Annotated in this window: 16 protein-coding genes; 8 read left to right on the plus strand and 8 right to left on the minus strand. The window is 68.6% G+C overall.

Annotated features, from left to right (window positions below; genetic code table 11):
• Positions 1-8: 8 nt before the first annotated feature.
• The gene (locus tag JL37_RS16190; RefSeq protein ID WP_043545332.1) at positions 9-632 is read right to left on the minus strand and encodes a LysE family translocator; all 624 of its coding nucleotides are present in this window, start codon (positions 630-632) and stop codon (positions 9-11) included.
• 168 nt (positions 633-800) lie between these two features.
• On the opposite strand from JL37_RS16190, the gene gorA reads away from it, so the two are divergent.
• Complete coding sequence (gene gorA, locus JL37_RS16195; RefSeq protein ID WP_043545333.1) at positions 801-2,159, plus strand: glutathione-disulfide reductase; 1,359 nt, start codon at positions 801-803, stop codon at positions 2,157-2,159.
• Position 2,160: 1 nt separating this feature from the next.
• Here the strand turns inward: gorA and JL37_RS16200 are convergent, their stop codons facing one another.
• Complete coding sequence (locus JL37_RS16200; RefSeq protein ID WP_043545334.1) at positions 2,161-2,985, minus strand: DUF72 domain-containing protein; 825 nt, start codon at positions 2,983-2,985, stop codon at positions 2,161-2,163.
• Positions 2,986-3,136: 151 nt separating this feature from the next.
• On the opposite strand from JL37_RS16200, the gene JL37_RS16205 reads away from it, so the two are divergent.
• Both JL37_RS16205 and JL37_RS16210 read left to right on the plus strand, forming a co-directional pair.
• Positions 3,137-3,769: a LysE family translocator gene (locus JL37_RS16205; protein ID WP_043545336.1), complete on the plus strand. Its 633-nt coding sequence runs from the start codon at positions 3,137-3,139 to the stop codon at positions 3,767-3,769.
• Entirely contained in the window at positions 3,769-4,065 is a 297-nt protein-coding gene (locus tag JL37_RS16210; RefSeq protein WP_043545338.1) for a hypothetical protein, read from the plus strand. The genes JL37_RS16205 and JL37_RS16210 overlap by 1 nt, the downstream gene beginning before the upstream one ends.
• A gap of 13 nt (positions 4,066-4,078) precedes the next feature.
• Here the strand turns inward: JL37_RS16210 and JL37_RS16215 are convergent, their stop codons facing one another.
• A complete protein-coding gene (locus JL37_RS16215) occupies positions 4,079-5,545 on the minus strand; it encodes a PLP-dependent aminotransferase family protein (protein WP_043545801.1) in 1,467 nt (488 codons plus the stop codon).
• 125 nt (positions 5,546-5,670) lie between these two features.
• Here JL37_RS16215 and JL37_RS16220 point away from each other — a divergent pair, with 125 nt between their 5' ends.
• Positions 5,671-6,399, plus strand: coding sequence for a GNAT family N-acetyltransferase (locus tag JL37_RS16220; protein WP_043545339.1), 729 nt, complete (start codon positions 5,671-5,673; stop codon positions 6,397-6,399).
• Positions 6,390-7,283, plus strand: coding sequence for a DMT family transporter (locus tag JL37_RS16225; RefSeq protein WP_043545340.1), 894 nt, complete (start codon positions 6,390-6,392; stop codon positions 7,281-7,283). Before JL37_RS16220 ends, JL37_RS16225 begins: the two co-directional genes overlap by 10 nt.
• Here JL37_RS16225 and JL37_RS16230 read toward each other — a convergent pair whose 3' ends face one another.
• The 4 genes from JL37_RS16230 to JL37_RS16245 form a co-directional block, all read right to left on the minus strand.
• Positions 7,284-8,168, minus strand: a complete 885-nt coding sequence (locus JL37_RS16230; protein ID WP_052097324.1) for a DMT family transporter — start codon at positions 8,166-8,168, stop codon at positions 7,284-7,286.
• A 56-nt stretch (positions 8,169-8,224) separates the two neighbouring features.
• Positions 8,225-8,560 carry a co-chaperone YbbN gene (locus tag JL37_RS16235; RefSeq protein WP_043545343.1) on the minus strand — a complete coding sequence of 112 codons (336 nt, stop codon included), beginning with the start codon at positions 8,558-8,560 and terminating at the stop codon, positions 8,225-8,227.
• A 13-nt stretch (positions 8,561-8,573) separates the two neighbouring features.
• Complete coding sequence (locus tag JL37_RS16240; RefSeq protein ID WP_043545344.1) at positions 8,574-9,851, minus strand: Zn-dependent hydrolase; 1,278 nt, start codon at positions 9,849-9,851, stop codon at positions 8,574-8,576.
• Between the two features lie 78 nt (positions 9,852-9,929).
• Complete coding sequence (locus JL37_RS16245) at positions 9,930-10,724, minus strand: enoyl-CoA hydratase/isomerase family protein (protein WP_081955087.1); 795 nt, start codon at positions 10,722-10,724, stop codon at positions 9,930-9,932.
• 136 nt (positions 10,725-10,860) lie between these two features.
• On the opposite strand from JL37_RS16245, the gene JL37_RS16250 reads away from it, so the two are divergent.
• Positions 10,861-11,772 carry an SDR family oxidoreductase gene (locus JL37_RS16250; RefSeq protein ID WP_043545346.1) on the plus strand — a complete coding sequence of 304 codons (912 nt, stop codon included), beginning with the start codon at positions 10,861-10,863 and terminating at the stop codon, positions 11,770-11,772.
• Here JL37_RS16250 and JL37_RS16255 read toward each other — a convergent pair.
• Complete coding sequence (locus JL37_RS16255; protein WP_043545347.1) at positions 11,736-12,461, minus strand: TetR/AcrR family transcriptional regulator; 726 nt, start codon at positions 12,459-12,461, stop codon at positions 11,736-11,738. The genes JL37_RS16250 and JL37_RS16255 overlap by 37 nt on opposite strands.
• Before the next feature lie 154 nt (positions 12,462-12,615).
• On the opposite strand from JL37_RS16255, the gene JL37_RS16260 reads away from it, so the two are divergent.
• Entirely contained in the window at positions 12,616-14,238 is a 1,623-nt protein-coding gene (locus JL37_RS16260) for an acyl-CoA synthetase (RefSeq protein ID WP_043545348.1), read from the plus strand.
• Positions 14,239-14,381: 143 nt separating this feature from the next.
• The gene (locus tag JL37_RS16265) at positions 14,382-16,238 is read left to right on the plus strand and encodes a phosphoenolpyruvate carboxykinase (GTP) (RefSeq protein WP_043545349.1); all 1,857 of its coding nucleotides are present in this window, start codon (positions 14,382-14,384) and stop codon (positions 16,236-16,238) included.
• Positions 16,239-16,341: the final 103 nt, after the last annotated feature.

Raw genomic sequence — 16,341 nt, forward strand, 5'->3', positions numbered from 1 at the left:
ACAGCACACTAGGCGCGGCGCGCCAGCAGCGCCCAGACCCCGGCGGCGGACAGCAGGGCTCCGCCGCCCAGGTTGAAGCCGCGTTGCGCCCGGGGCGAGGCCAGCAGGCGGCGAGCGGATCCGGCGAAGACCGCGTAGGCGGTGGCGTTGACGCCGGCGCAGGCGACGAAGGTGGCCGAGAGCATCCAGAGCTGGCGCGTCACATCGCCCGCCGGGTCGATGAACTGCGGCAGGAAGGCCACGAAAAAGATGATGCCCTTGGGATTCAGCGCGGTCACCAGATAGGTATTGGCGAACAGCTTCCAGCGCGACCCCGCGGCGCCGGCCATGGGCAGCGGCGCCGGAGAGACGCCGGCGCGCAGCAGCTTGAATCCCAGGTACAGCAGGTACAGGCCGCCCACGGTCTTGACGACGGTGAACCAGAACGCCGACGCCGCCAGCAGGGCGCCCAGCCCCAGCAGCGAAAGCAGCAGCGCGGTGGAATCGCCCAGCGCCACGGCAAGCACCAGCGGCAGCCGGGCGCGCTTGCCGTGCGTGAGGGAATAGCTGATGACCGTGAGTATCGTGGGGCCGGGCAGCATCACGAGCAGGGCGGACGCGCCCAGGAAGGCCAGCCAGGTTTCAAGCGACATGGGTTCGGCTCCAGGAAGATGGCGGCGCGGCGCCAGCCTGGGGGCCACTGTAGCGCAATCGCGGACGCCGGGATACGGCGGGCGGCCGGACGGGCGCGCCAGGTGGTGTTAAATACAGCTTTCCCGGACAGTGAACGCGGGCCCCGGCGGCCGCGCGAAGGAAACATCATGGCATTTGATTTCGATTTGTTTGTGATCGGCGCAGGCTCCGGCGGCGTACGCGCGGCGCGCTTTGCGGCAGGCTTTGGCGCGCGCGTGGCCGTGGCGGAAAGCCGCTACCTGGGCGGCACTTGCGTCAACGTAGGTTGCGTGCCGAAGAAGCTGCTGGTCTATGGCGCCCATTACAGCGAGGATTTCGAACAGGCGCACGGTTTCGGCTGGAGCGCCGGGCAGCCCACCTTCGACTGGCCCACGCTGATCGCCAACAAGAACCGCGAAATCGAGCGCCTCAACGGCATCTACCGCAACCTGCTGGTCAACAGCGGGGTGACGCTGCTGGAAGGGCACGCCCGCATCCAGGATCCGCATACGGTCGAAATCAACGGCAAGGCCTATCGCGCCGCCAATATCCTGGTGGCCACCGGCGGCTGGCCGCAGGTGCCCGACATCCCGGGCAAGGAACATGCCATCACCTCGAACGAGGCCTTCTTCCTCAAGGAGCTTCCGCGCCGCGTGCTGGTCGTGGGCGGCGGCTATATCGCCGTGGAATTCGCCTCGATCTTCAACGGCATGGGCGCGCAGACCACCCAGGCCTACCGCGGCCCGCTGTTCCTGCGCGGCTTCGACCAGGGCGTGCGGGAACACCTGCGCGACGAACTGGTGAAAAAGGGCATCGACCTGCGCTTCAACACGGACGTGGCCCGCATCGACAAGCAGGCGGACGGCACGCTGGCCGCCACCTTGAAAGACGGTTCGGTCATCGAGACCGATTGCGTCTTCTATGCCACGGGCCGCCGCCCCATGCTGGACAACCTGGGGCTGGAGAACACCGCGGTCAAGCTCAAGCAGGATGGCTTCATCGAGGTGGACGACGAATACCGCACGGCCGAGCCTTCCATCCTGGCCATCGGCGACGTGATCGGCAGGGTGCCGCTGACGCCGGTGGCGTTGGCCGAAGGCATGGCGGTCGCGCGGCGCCTGTTCCGCCCCGAGGAATACCGGAAGGTGGACTACCAGCTGATTCCCACCGCCGTGTTCAGCCTGCCGAACATCGGCACGGTCGGCATGACGACGGAAGAAGCGCGGGAAGCCGGCCACGAGGTCAAGCTCTTCGAAAGCCGTTTCCGCCCCATGAAGCTGACCCTGACCGGGTCGCAGGAAAAGACGTTGATGAAGCTGATCGTCGACGCCCGGACCGATCGCGTGCTGGGCGTGCACATGGTCGGCCCGGAGGCCGGCGAGATCGTGCAAGGCATCGCGATCGCCCTGAAGGCGGGAGCCACCAAGCAAGTGTTCGACGAGACCATCGGCATCCATCCCACGGCCGCCGAGGAATTCGTGACCCTGCGCACGCCGGTGGCGCAGTAGGCTACAGCCGCTGGATCAAGGCGCGCGCCGCCGCCGGCGCGCGTTCCTTCGCGCCATTGATGAAGAAGGCATAGACGTCCTGCGGCCTCCCCGCAGCGGGGGCGGGCGCGCCGGCCAGCGGCAGGTCCGCCGGGTCGGCCCCGCCCGCCCAGGCGCGCAGGCGGTCCGCCCAGGCGTCCAGCGCCTTGGGTGCGTAGCCCGCCTTGAAGGCCGTGCTGGCGCGCATCAGCCGCGCGTACACGAAGCCGGCCGTGCGGTCGGCCATCGACGGGTAGTCCTCGCTGTCCGTGTACACGGTGGCGGCGCGGTGGCGGCGAGCCAGTTTCAGGTATTCCTCGCAAGCGAAGCTGGGATGGCGCACGTCCAGCACGTGGCGCAGCGCCAGCCCGTCGACCTCGTCCGGCAGAAGCTCCAGGAATGCCCCGAAGTCCTCCGCGTTGAAGACCTTGGTGGGGGCGAATTGCCAAACGATGGGACCCAGCTTGGGACCAAGTTCGGCGATGCCGCCGCGCACGAAACGGTCTACCGAATCCTTCGCGCCCGCCAGTTCGCGGCGGTTGGTTGCGTAGCGCGACGCCTTCAGCGAAAACACGAACCCTTCGGGCGTTTCGTCGCGCCATTTGGCGAAGGTGGCCGGCTTCTGGGTGCTGTAGTAGGTGCCGTTGATTTCGATCGCGGTGAGTTGGCGGCTGGCGTATTCCAGTTCCCGCGCGTGGGGCAGGGTCTTGGGGTAGAAGGCGCCGCGCCAGGGCGCGTAGGTCCACCCCCCGATCCCGACCCGGATGGCGGGGACGCCGGTTTCCGGGGACGGTTGGGGATGCTGCATGTCAGGGCACTCCATGCAAACGAACGGAACAACTGTATCGCCGGCGCCACTCGCCCGTAAACTCCCGCCGGAAAAATTCCCTGTTCCGATACAGTTTTCGGCTAAGGTGTGAAGACACGATTCCACTTGCCCGCAGCCGCGCCGGCCCATCATGCCTGACCTCACACACTTCCTCACGTTCGCCCTGGTCGCCCTGGGCATGGTGCTCACTCCCGGGCCCAACATGATCTACCTGGTCTCCCGCTCCATCTCGCAAGGAGCCCAGGCCGGCCTGATCTCCCTGGGAGGCGTGGCGGTCGGCTTCGTCTTCTATGTCTGTTGCGCGGCGTTCGGCATCACGGCCCTGCTGATGGCGGTGCCTTACGCGTACGACGCGCTGCGCATCGGCGGCGCCCTGTACCTGCTGTACATGGCGTGGCAGGCGCTGCGCCCCGGCGGCCGGTCGCCGTTCCAGGTGCACGACCTGCCCAAGAGCAGTCCGCGCACGCTGTTCACGATGGGGCTGGTGACCAACCTGCTCAATCCCAAGATCGCCATCATGTACGTGTCGCTGCTGCCGCAGTTCATCCAGCCCGAGCGCGGCAGCGTGTTCGCGCAGTCGCTGGCGCTGGGCATGACCCAGGTCGTGATCAGCCTTTCCGTCAACGCCCTCATCGCCATCATGGCCGGGTCCATCGCCGGTTTCCTGGCGGGCCGTCCACTGTGGATGGTCGTGCAGCGCTGGCTGATGGGAACCGTGCTGGCTGGCCTGGCGGTGCGCATGCTGACGGATTCGCGCCGCTGATGCCGGCCGGCGAGGGCTTTTTCGCATCGCTGGGCGGCATGCTCGGCGAAGCGCTGCGCAGCATCGTTTCGGGGCTGAAGTGGCTGCTGGGCGGCATCGGCGGCGCGTTGGGCGACTTCTATGCGGGCCTGGCCGGCGCGATGGGCATGAGTCCCTCAGTGTTCAACCTGGTGCTGCTGGGCCTGGGGCTCATGCTGCTCTGGGCGGCGGTCAAGGCGCTGTTGCGCCGCGCCATCCTGGCGTTCATCTTCTGGCTGTTCCTGGCCGTCCTGGTGCTGGGAGGGCTGATCAATTGAGTCTTCCGCGCCGCTAGCGCCGTTTCCTGTATTCCAATGCCGCCTCCCGCAAGCGCCGCAGCAGCGCGGGGAAGCGGTCGGCCCCCGTGTTGCCGTAGCCGATCACCAGGCCGTTGTCCTCGGCCTGGGGCGATACCGCGAACGAGGACAGGGCGCCCGGGTTCATCCCCATCCGCCGCGCCTGGCGCACGATGTCCTGGTCGGGGAACTCGGGCGGCAGCCGCACCGTGAGGTGCAGCCCGCTGTGCCCTCCCAGCACTTCGTGTTCGATTCCCAGGTGGGCGGCCAGCGCATCGCGCAGCGCGGCCTGCCGTTCGCGGTACAGGCGGCGCATGCGCCCGAGATGGCGGGAGAACTGGCCGTTCTCGATGAAGGCGGCCATGGTCAGCTGCTCCAGCCGGTGGCCGCCGCGCAGCATTTCGACGATGGACGGCATGGCCTGCGCCGCGATGGCCTCGGGCAGCACCAGGAAGCCCAGGCGCAGGGCGGGGAACATGGTCTTGCTGAAGGTGCCCACATACAGAACCGGCGCGTCGGCCACCAGCCCCTGCATGGCGGCGATGGGTTCGCCCTGGTGGCGGAATTCGCTGTCGTAATCGTCTTCGATGATCCAGGCGCCCGCCTGGCGGGCGCGTTCTATCAGGTCCAGCCTGCGCGTCAGCGACAGGACCGCGCCCGTGGGGTACTGGTGCGAGGGCGTGGTCTGGATGAGCCGGGGCGGGCGGTTCCGCCAGGCGCTTTCCGGGATGGCGATGCCGTCCGCGTCCACCCGCAGGGCAAGCACGTCCAGGTCGCCGCCATGGAAGGCGGATTTCGCGCCGCGGTAGCCGGGCTCTTCCAGCCAGGCCGTATCGCCGGGATTGGTCAGCAACTGCACGCAGAGCGCCAGCGCGCCTTGCGCGCCTTCGGTGATGACGATGCGGGACGCGTCGCAACGCACGCCGCGCGACACGCGCAGGTACTGGGCGATGGCTTCGCGCAGCGCGGGCTCGCCGACGGGATGGCCATAGCCCAGGGTGGTGGCGGGCGCGGCCTGGAGCGCCCGGTCCTGCGCGCGGCGCCAGGCGTTGATGGGGAACTGCGTCAGCGCCGGCGTGCCGGGCGTCATGGGCAGCGAGGCGTCGTTCGCGTTGCGCGTGGAGACGATGCTGGCGAGCCGCCTGGCGGTGGCCGGCGTCTTGGCAGGCGGCGGCGCGGCATGCTTGGCGCCGCCGGCCGCGGCCGACAAGGGCGCGACCCGCGTGCCCTGGCGGTCGGCGATGACGAAGCCTTCGGCCGTGAGCTGCTCGTAGGCGATCAGCACCGTGTTGCGGGAGATATCCAGTTCTTCGGCCAGCGCGCGCGACGACGGCAGCTTGCCGCCGGCCGGCAACTGCCCGGCCAGGATGGCCTGCTTGAGGCGCTGGATCAGCTGGCGCTGGCGCGGCAGGGAGCCCGGGCCGCGCTTGAGGGGGCTGGCGAGCAGGGCGGAAGTGTTCATCATGGCCCTATTAAAATCCTGGATCGTGGTGCTTTTTATGATGCCACGATTCCGATATCGTGAAGCCATGCAGATTGCGTCCGCCATGCCGGCGGCGCGCGCCAACCCGGAAGAGGTCCAGAAGCATGCAAGCTCGCGTCAACGCTTTTCAGCAACCGATCGGCCCGGACATGCCGGGCTGGACCGCGCGTCCGCGCCCGCCCCTGACGCCGATATCGGGCCGCTATTGCCGGCTGGAGCCGCTGTCGGCCGAGCGCCATGCGGCGGATCTGTACCGGGCGTTCAGCCTGGCGCCGGACGATAGCGACTGGACCTATATGTCGGTCGGCCCGTTCGCCGACGAAGCCGCGTACCGCGCGTTCGCGGAGAAGGTCCAGGCGGGTCCCGATCCCATGCACCACGCCATCATCGACCTGCAATCGGGCCGCGCCATCGGCACCCTCGCGCTGATGCGCATCGATCCGCCCAACGGGGCCATCGAAGTCGGGTTCGTGTCGTTCTCGCGCCAGCTCAAGCGCACGCGCATCGCCACTGAGGCGCAATTCCTGCTGATGCGCCGGGTCTTCGACGAACTGGGCTACCGCCGCTATGAGTGGAAGTGCGACAGCCTGAACGCGCCGTCCCGCAAGGCGGCCGCGCGCCTGGGTTTCGAATTCGAGGGCATCTTCCGGCAGGCCACGGTCTACAAGGGCCGCAGCCGCGATACGGCGTGGTTCGCGATCGTGGACGGCGAATGGCCCGCCTTGCGCGCAGCCTACGAACAGTGGCTGAGCCCGGACAACTTCGACGCGGAGGGCCGGCAGCGCCAGGGCCTGGCCGGACTGATCGCCAGGGAAAAGGCCGCGTGCGCCTGATCCCCGTCGCGCTGGCCCTGTTCTGGGGGCTGAACTGGCCGGCGGTGAAGATCATCCTGGCCATCGTCCCGCCTTTCACCCTGCGCCTGCTGGGCTTGGGCAGCGGCGCCTTGCTGCTGTTCCTGCTGGCCCGCGCCAAGCGGCTGGACCTGCTGCCGCCGCGCGCGTCGTGGCCGGGCATCGTGGTGGGCGGCTTTCTGGCGGTTGCGGTCTTCAACCTGGCCGTGGCCTGGGCGCAGCTCAGCACCAGCACCTCGCGCGCCGCGGTGCTGACCTTCACCATGCCCATGATGTCGGCGGTGCTGGCGTGGGCCGTCCTGGGAGAACGCCTGGACCGGCGCCGCGCGCTGGCGCTGATGCTGGGCGCGGGCGGCGTGTCGATCCTGGCCTGGCCAGTGCTGCGCGCGGTCTTCGGCGAACATGACCTTGCGGCGGCCAAGGGCCTGGCGTTTCCCCTGGTTGCCGCGTTCGGCTGGGCGGCGGGCACGGTCTACCTGAAGGGCTGGCCGGTGGCCGGGCACCGCATCGTGATCACGGCGTGGCAACTGGTGGTGGGGGCGGCTTGCGCGCTGGCTGGCGTGCTGGTCTCGGGCGAGTCGTTTCCGACGCAGGGCTGGAGCGGGCGCGTAATTGCGGCATTGTCGTTCCACATCGTCCTGGGCACCGCCGTCGCGTACTGGCTGTGGTTCGTCCTGAGCGAACGGGTCAGCGCCACGGTCGCCACGCTGACCACGCTGATGGTGCCGGTGGTCGGAGTCCTGGGCGCGATGGCGCTGGTGGGGGATCGGCCCGCGCCGCTGGATTGGTGGGGGTTCGGGCTGGTGCTGGCGGGCGCGGCCCTGATCGTGCTGAACCTGGATGCGCCGGGGCGGCGCCAGGCCTGATCAGCGGGCGGGCCGCAGTTTCTCGCGCAGCAGTTCCGCCCCGCTCACCAGCGTGATGCCGGCAAGCACAAGCACGGCGCCCAGCACGAAGGCGGCGTCCAGCGGCTCGTCCAGGATGAGGACGCCGAAGCTAACGCCGAACAGCGGCGTCATGAACGACAGGATCGACAGGCGCGACGCCAGGTAGCGGCGCAGCAGCCAGAACCAGGCGAGGTAGCTGGACAGGGCCACCACCACCGACTGGAACCCGACGCTGAGCAGCGCCGCCTGCGTGTAGCGGAAGCCGTCGCTGCCGGTGGCGGCGGCGAACCCCAGCAGCATTACCGCCGCCAGCGCCATCTGGTAGAGCAGGGTTTTCGCGGGAGCGGCTTCCGACAGCGAGGTCTTGCGGATCGCCACCGTGGTAGCGCCCCACAGCAGGCCCGCGACCAGGCCCATCGCATCGCCCAGCAGCATGTTGGGCGCGCCGGCGTGCCCTTCGGGCTGGCCCTTGCCCAGGAAGGCGACGGCGATGCCGCAGAATGCAATCGCCACGCCGATCCATTGCAGCGGTTTCATGCGTTCTTCCGGCAGCAGCCAGTGCAGCCCGAGCGCCGCGAAAATGGGCGCGGTGTACAGGAACACGGACATGTGCGAGGCGGTGGTATAGACCAACCCCTGCGCCACGAACAGGAATTCCGCGGCGAACAGCAGGCCCACGATCAAACCGGGCACGGCGGTACCGTCGTTGAAGGCGCGCGCGCCCTCGCGCCGCCACACCACCACGGCAAGCACCAGCGCCGCGAAGGCCGAGCGCAGGCCGATCTGCATGATGGGGGCCACGTCGCCGGCAACCAGCTTGATCGCGATCTGCTGGAAGCCCCAGCAGACGCACAGGAGCAGCATGGAGCCGGTGGCCAGCGCGTCCAGCGGCTGGCGCAGGGGCCGGGGGGCGGGGGCGCTCACGGCAGTTCGGCCGGATAACTGTCCAGGGCCAATCCGATCTGCTGGCGCAGGTCCCATTCGGCCAGGGTCGCCTGCACCGGGCCGAAGAAAGCGCCGTCGCGGGTGACGAACATGGCGGGCAGATGGAAGACCTCGTAGCGTTCGACCAGGCCGCGGTTATCGCCCGCGTCCACCCAGCACAGGCGTTCCACGGGCAGTTCCAGCTGCGGCAGCTGCTCGCGCGCGACGCGGCAGTTGCCGCAGGTGCGGCTGTGGAAGACCACCAGCGATAGGCCGGGCGCGTCCAGCAGGTAGCGGTCGGCGGTGCTGTCGTTGAGTTCTATCTGTTCCATGGGCTCAGGGCGTTCAGGCGCCGCGCAACACGCGGTCCAGTTGGAGCACCGACTGGTACAGCACGCGGGTGCCGTCCAGCAGCTGCGCGGGCTCGATCCATTCTTCGGGGCAGTGGCTGCGGCCGTTCAGGCAGGGGATGAAGATCATGCCGATGGGGCCGGTCGGCGCCATGTAGACGGCATCGTGGCCGGCGCCGCTGGGCAGGCGCATCGAGGCGTAGCCCAACTGGTCGGCGGCGGCCTGCACGGCGTCCATCACCAGCGGCGTGCAGTCGGTGGGCCGGGCGCGGCTCAACTGCGTGAAGCTCGCGGTCAGGCGCAGCGCCTTCAGGTCCTCGGCCACGCCCGCCATCAGGGTTTCGGGGAAGGCGTCCAGCACGGCGTCGCTGTCGCTGCGCATCTCCAGCGTCAGCTCGACTACGCCCGGCACGGCATTGGCCGCGTTGGGCGTCATGGACAGGCGGCCCACCGTGGCCACCACATAATGGGGATTGCCGCTGGCGGCGCTGGCCTGGCGGCTGGCGGCGTCGATGATGCGGGCCGCGCCCACCAGCGCATCGCGGCGGATGTCCATCGGCGTGGTGCCGGCATGGTCGGGCTGGCCTTCCACCGTGATCAGCACGCGGCGGATGCCGACGATGTTGGTGACCACGCCTATCGGCAGGCCGCGGCTTTCCAGCACCGGGCCCTGTTCGATATGCAGCTCGACGAAGGCCGCGGTCTCGCCTGCGCCGCGCAATGGCGCGCCCAGCGCCGACGGGTCGCCGCCGATGCGGGCGATGCCTTGGGCCAGCGTTTCGCCATCGGGATTCGGGGAGGCCAGCATCTCGGCGGTCAATTGGCCGGACAGCGCGCGGCTGCCCACGCAGGAAATACCGTAGTCGCTGGGTTCCTCGGACAGGAAATCGATGACTTCGAAGGGATGGTCCAGCTGGACGCCGTGCTCGCGCATGCTGTGGGCCACCTCGATGCCCGCCAGCACGCCGATGATGCCGTCGAAGCGGCCGCCGCTCATGACGGTGTCGCAGTGCGAGCCGGTGGCGATGGGCTTGCGCGCGGAATCGCGTCCGGGCAGGGTGCCGATCAGGTTGCCGCCCGCGTCCAGGCGGGTGGCCAGGCCGGCGGCCTCGAATTCGCTGCGCAGCCAGGCGCGGGCTTCGTCGAACAGCGGCGAAAACGCCCGGCGCGTCCAGGGGACGCCGGGCAGGGTGAATCGGGACAGAGTTTCGACGCGGGCCCAGAGGCGCTCGGCGTTCAGCGGGGGAAATGCGGGAGGATTGGCTTGCGGCATGGGGCTTCCAGAGATTCGGCTGGAATTATGGCATGCGGCTTTGCCGCGGCCTCGCCCCTGCGCCGCCCGCGGCTCCCTTTACGCGCCTTGCCTCCAGGCGGGCTCGCGCTTTTCCAGGAAGGCCGCCACGCCTTCCCGGGCTTCTCCGGAACTGCGTATCGCCGCGATGCGTTCGACCGTGTCCGCGATCAGCGCCGGGTCTATCGGCTGGCCGGCGAAATCCCGGACCAGCCGCTTGCTGGCCTGCACGGCGCCAGGGCCGTTGGCGCACAGCGCGCGGCAGATGGCCTCGGCGTGCGCGGCAAGGCCGCCCTGCGGCACGACTTCATGCACCAGACCCAGCCGCAGCGCCGTGGCGGCGTCGAAGCGTTCGGCGGTCAGGAAGTAGCGGTTGGCGGCGCGTTCGCCCATGGCCCGGATCACATAGGGGCTGATGGTGGCGGGCAGCAGGCCCAGCCGCGTTTCCGACAGGCAGAAATGAGCGTTGTCGGCGGCCATGGCGATGTCGCAGGCCGACAGCAGGCCCATCCCGCCGGCGTAGGCATCGCCGTTGACGGCGGCCACGATAGGCTTGGGGCAGGACCAGATCGCGTGCAGCATGCCGGCCAGCTTCGCGGCGTCGGCGCGGTTTTCGGCATCGGTCAGCGTGGCCATCTTGCGCATCCAGTTCAGGTCTCCGCCCGCGCAGAACGCCTTGCCCGCGCCGGTCAGCAGCAGCACGCGAACGTCCGGGTCTTCGGCGGCTTGCCGGACCGCGGCGATCAGGGCGGCGATCAGCGCGTCGTCGAAGGCGTTGCGCACGTCGGGGCGGTTCAGCGTCAGGCGGGCGATGGCGCCGTCACGGACGGCATCCAGCGGGGCTTGCATCGTCATCGGGGTCTCCTGTCTTCTTGATTGGCGCTCAATAACGGCGGCATATGCATGGATCGATTCTAGAAGGAAATCGATGGCCGGGCGATGCGTCATGTCCAAATATTGAGTTATCCTCAAAAAAATAATGGAGCGAGACATGCAATCACAACCAGGCGGCCGAGCCGCCGACCCGCGCTATGCGTCGGTATTCCGTCCGGGGCTTTTCGACGGCAGGACGATCCTCGTGACGGGCGGGGGCAGCGGCCTGGGCCGCTGCACCGCGCACGAATTGGCGGCACTGGGCGCCGGCCTCGCGCTGGTGGGGCGCAAGCTGGACAAACTGCAGGCGGCGGAGCAGGAGATCGCGCGGATCTATCCCGAAGCCGCCGGCCGTATCAGCGTGCACGCCTGCGACATCCGCGACGAGGCCGGCGTGCGCGGCGCGGTCGCCGACGCGCTGGCCCGGCATGGCGCCATCGATGGCCTGTTCAATTGCGCCGGCGGGCAGTTCCCCGCGCCCCTGGACCGCATCAGCTTCAACGGCTGGAACGCGGTTGTCCAGAACAATCTGCACGGGACATTCCTGATGGCGCGCGAGGTCTACACGCAGCACATGCGCCAGCACGGCGGCGCCATCGTGAACATGCTGGCCGACATCTGGGGCGGCATGCCGGGCATGGGCCATTCAGGCGCCGCTCGCGCAGGCGTCTGGAACCTGACCGAGACGGCCGCCTGCGAATGGGCTCATGCGGGTGTGCGCGTCAACGCCGTGGCGCCGGGCTGGATCGCCTCCAGCGGCATGGACAGCTATGACGACGAGTACCGCGCGGTATTGCGCGAGCTGAAGACCAAGGTGCCGCTGCAGCGGTTCGGGACCGAGGCCGAATTGGCCGCGGCGGTGGTCTTCCTGCTGTCGCCCGCGGCGGCCTTCATCAACGGCAGCGTCATCCGCGTGGATGGCGGCGTGCCCAACGCGCGGCACTCATGGACCTTGCAGCCGGCCGAGCGGGGAGAGGCCTACAACGGCTTTCCTCAGTACGTGCCGCCGTCCCTGTTCTCCGACGACTGAAGGCGATGCAGGGCATCCCGCACTTCGCCGCGGAACTGGGCCAGTGCCAGCGCGTCCCGCGCCGGCGGCTGCAGCGCCTGCCACAGAAAGCCGACCAGCTGGTCGGCCGTAGCGCCCACGTCCACCCGCGCGCCGCGCAGGATGGCGTCCCACAGCACGTGCTCCATCGGGCCGTAGACCGCCGAGCGCAACAGCCGCAGCGGCATGTCGCGCCGGATGTCGCCGTCTTGCTGGCCCTGGGCCAGGATGCGCATGAGCGGGGCGGTATAGCGGCGCTGCAGCGCCGCGTAGACCTCGCCGAAATCATCGTTGCGCGCGCGCCCTTCGGACAGGATGAAGGCGCACAGCCCGGATCCCTCGGCCAGCAGGTGCCGCAGGTGCGCGTGCACCAGGTAATGCAGCTGGGCGCGGGCGCCCTGCACGCGGGGCAGGTCGTCCTCCACCTTGGCGATGATTTCGTCGTACCAGTCGCTGATGACCCGCACGCAGAGCTCGCGCTTGCCGCCGAAATAGGTGAACACGGTGGCTTCGGACACGCCCAGCCGCTGCGCGATCTCCGTGGCCGTGGCGGCCTGGAAGCCGGCCTCGGAAAAGACCTGCCGCGCAACGCGCAGGATGTCCCGGATGCGCTGCTCGGATTTGGCGCTGGCCGGCGGGCGGCGCATCGGGACGGTGGCGGCTTTTTCCATGCGGGGAAAGGGGGCGGGAAGGTGGGAGGGGGTTTATTATTGAGCCAGGGTCAAGTTTGTGGCAAGACACGCCTCCCCGAGGAGGCATGGGGTAGCGTTCCCCAAAAGGCCGGCGCCAGGCGCCGGTGAATTCGAACAACATCAGAGACAAACCATGCTGTCCAGAGCCGATTCCTACACGCAGCTTGCGTCCCAGTTCCAATGGCAGGTGCCTGCGGCCTACAACATCGGCGTCGACGCCTGCGACAAATGGGCCGACGGCAGCGGCCGGCTCGCGCTGATCTACGAGAAAAGCGACGGCGCCCAGTCGCGCTATACCTTCGACCAGATCAGGGCGCAGTCCAACCGCCTGGCGCACAGCCTGGAGCGCCACGGCATCAAGCGCGGCGACCGCGTGGCCATCTACCTGCCGCAGGCGCCCGAGACGGCGGTGACGCACATCGCGGTCTACAAGATGGGCGCCGTGGCGGTGCCGCTCTTCACCCTGTTCGGCGTGGACGCCATCCAGTTCCGCCTGGCCAACAGCGGCGCGGCGGCGCTCGTGACCGACGCGGCAGGCTGCCGCAAGCTGCGCGAGATCCGCGCCAGCCTGCCCGACCTGAAGGTCGTCTACTGCATCGACGACGAAATCGTGGACGAGGCGGTGCCATTCCATGCCGCGCTGGCCCAGGAGTCCGAGGACTACACGCCCGTGGCGACGGCTGCGGACGATCCGGCGGTCATCATCTACACCTCGGGCACCACCGGCAAGCCCAAGGGCGCGCTGCACGCGCACCGCGTGCTGCTCGGCCACCTGCCCGGCGTGGAGATGTCGCACGAGTTCTTCCCGGAGAACGCCACGCTGATGTGGACGCCGGCCGATTGGGCCTGGATCGGCGGTCTGCTGGACGTGCTGCTGCCGTCCTGGCACCACGGCGTGCCCGTGCTGGCGCGCCGCTTCGAGAAATTCGACGGCGCCAGCGCGTTCGAGCTGATGGCGCGCCACGGCGTGACGCACACCTTCCTGCCGCCCACCGCGCTGAAGATGATGCGGGGCGTGGCGCAGCCACCCGGGGCCGGCGCCCTGGCGCTGCGCTCGGTCGCCAGCGGCGGCGAATCGCTGGGCGCGGAACTCATCGACTGGGGCCGCCGAGTGCTGGGCGTCACCATCAACGAGTTCTACGGCCAGACGGAATGCAACATGCTGGTGTCGTCGTGCTCGTCGCTGTTCGATTCCGTCATCGGTTCGATCGGCCGCGCCGCGCCCGGCCACCGGGTGGCGATCGTGGATGAACGGGGCGCCGAAGTGGCGGATGGACAGGAGGGCAATATCGGCGTATTGCGGCCCGACCCGGTCATGTTCCTGGGCTATTGGAACAACCCCGAGGCCACGGCCGAGAAGTTCGTCGGCGACTATCTCCTGACCGGCGACATGGGCGTGCGCGACGAGCAGGGCTTCATCCGCTTCGTCGGCCGCAACGACGACGTCATCACCAGCGCCGGCTACCGCATCGGCCCGGGGCCCATCGAGGACTGCCTGATCGGCCACCCCGCCGTGCGCATGGCTGCCGTGGTGGGCGTGCCTGATGCCGAGCGCACGGAGATCGTGATGGCCTACGTGGTATTGAACGACGGATTCCAGGGCGACGACGGGCTGGTGAAGTCCCTGCAGGCCCACGTGCGCACCCGCCTGGCGGCGCACGAGTACCCGCGCGCGATCCGCTTTGTAACCAGTTTGCCGACCACCGCCACCGGCAAGATCATCCGCAAGGAGCTGCGCGACGGCAGCTATGCGTAGGCGGTCTCAACCCGTGACAATGTCGTCCATGAGGATGGGTTGACGGGCAACAGGCCGCTGCAAGTATGATGGCGCAAATTGCTACGGCCCCACCGAATTGGGGCCGTAACACCATTCGCTTTACTAGTATGGAGATAACCCCGATGAATAAGCCTTTGGATGGGGGATTGGCAGCCTTGAACGTGCCCGCCTACGTCAAGCACCGCGGTCTGATCGACTGGGTGGCGAGCTTCGTTGCGCTGGCCAAGCCCGACCACGTCGTCTGGTGCGATGGGTCCCAGGAAGAATACGATCGCCTTTGCGAGCAGATGGTCCAGTCGGGCACCCTGCGCAGGCTGAACCCCGCCAAGCGGCCTAATTCCTACCTGGCCTGGTCGGATCCTTCCGACGTCGCCCGGGTCGAGGACCGCACCTTCATCTGTTCGGACCGTCCCGAGGACGCCGGCCCGACCAACAACTGGGCGGATCCCGCCGAGATGCGCAACACGCTCAATGGCCTGTTCGACGGCGCCATGCGCGGCCGCACGCTGTATGTCGTGCCGTTCTCGATGGGTCCGCTGGGCTCCGACATCGCCCACATCGGCGTGGAGCTCTCCGACAGCCCCTACGTGGCGGTGAACATGCGCATCATGACGCGCATGGGCAAGCAGGTCTACGACGTGCTCGGCACCGATGGCGATTTCGTGCCCTGCGTGCATTCCGTGGGCAAGCCGCTGGCAGCCGGCGAGGCCGACGTGTCCTGGCCGTGCAACCCCACCAAGTACATTGTCCACTTCCCCCAGAACCGCGAGATCTGGAGCTTCGGCTCGGGCTACGGCGGCAACGCGCTGCTGGGCAAGAAGTGCTTCGCGCTGCGTATCGCCTCCACCATGGGGCGCGACCAGGGCTGGCTGGCCGAGCACATGCTGATCCTGGGCGTCACCTCGCCCAAGGGGCGCAAGTACCACGTGGCCGCCGCCTTCCCGTCGGCCTGCGGCAAGACCAACTTCGCCATGCTGATCCCGCCCCAGGGCATGGACGGCTGGAAGGTCACCACCATCGGCGACGACATCGCCTGGATCAAGCCCGGCCCGGACGGCCGCCTGCACGCCATCAACCCGGAGGCCGGCTATTTCGGCGTTGCGCCGGGCACCAGCGAGCAGACCAACTTCAACGCCATGGCCACGCTCAAGGCCAACGTCATCTTCACCAACGTGGCGCTCACCGATGACGGCGACGTCTGGTGGGAAGGCATGACGGACACGCCGCCCGCGCACCTGACCGACTGGCAGGGCCAGGACTGGACGCCCGCCATCGCGCGCGAGACGGGCCGCAAGGCCGCGCACCCGAACGCGCGTTTCACCGCGCCGGCCGCGCAATGCCCGTCCATCGACCCCGAATGGGAAAACCCCAAGGGCGTGGTCATCGACGCCTTCATCTTCGGCGGCCGCCGCTCCACCACCGTGCCGCTGGTCACCGAAGCCCGCAACTGGGTCGAAGGCGTGTACATGGCCGCCACCATGGGGTCGGAAACCACCGCCGCGGCCGCGGGCCAGCAGGGCGTAGTGCGCCGCGATCCCTTCGCCATGCTGCCGTTCTGCGGCTACAACATGAGCGACTACTTCAACCACTGGCTGAAGCTGGGCAAGCAGCTGGAAGCCGCCGGCGCCACGCTGCCGCGCATCTACTGCGTCAACTGGTTCCGCAAGGGCCCGGACGGCAAGTTCGTCTGGCCCGGCTTCGGCGACAACATGCGCGTGCTGCGCTGGATGCTGGGCCGCATCGACGGCCAGTCCAAGGGCGTGGACCAGGTGTTCGGCATTTCGCCCAGCTACCAGGACATCGACTGGACCGGGCTGGAGTTCAGCCCGGACAAGTTCGAGCAGGTCATGTCCGTGGACGCCGCCGCCTGGCGCGACGAGCTGGCCCTGCATGGCGAACTCTTCAACCAGCTGGAGCAGGGCCTGCCCGAGGACCTGCCGGCCACCAAGGCCAGCATCGAAGGTCGGCTGGCTGCTTGATGCGGGTGGTGTCTGACACCCTTTGAGGGGCCTGCGCAGTATGCAGTGCATCTCGCCAGGGTGTCAGACACCTGAACCGGGCACCTGAACCGGGCACCTGAAC

It is taken from the genome of Achromobacter sp. RTa (assembly GCF_000757485.1).
Lineage (GTDB): Bacteria > Pseudomonadota > Gammaproteobacteria > Burkholderiales > Burkholderiaceae_B > Achromobacter.